Here is a 223-nt window from a genome sequence, read left to right on the forward strand (position 1 = left end):
CGTCCTCTCGCATGAGATCGCCCATGTCACCCTCCGCCATGCGTCGCAGCGCAGCGAGCTGCAGGCGCGCTCGGAGCTGATCGAGCGCGTGGCCGAGAACGTCCTGAACGAGTCCCGGGAGGCCGCGGTGGTGCAGGACCAGGCCCGGTCGACGCTCGCGAGCTTCTCCCGCTCGCAGGAGCTGGAGGCGGATCAGACCGGCATCACGGTGCTGGCCCGCGCC

At 71.3% G+C, this 223-nt stretch carries 1 protein-coding gene; it reads left to right on the forward strand.

The window, feature by feature from the left end; translation table 11 throughout:
• Window positions 1–223, forward strand: a 223-nt coding sequence (locus E4K09_RS26315; protein WP_166802531.1) for a M48 family metalloprotease, incomplete at both ends; no start/stop codon positions are given.

It is taken from the genome of Microvirga pakistanensis (genome assembly GCF_004458765.1).
GTDB classification, from domain to species: Bacteria; Pseudomonadota; Alphaproteobacteria; order Rhizobiales; family Beijerinckiaceae; genus Microvirga; species Microvirga pakistanensis.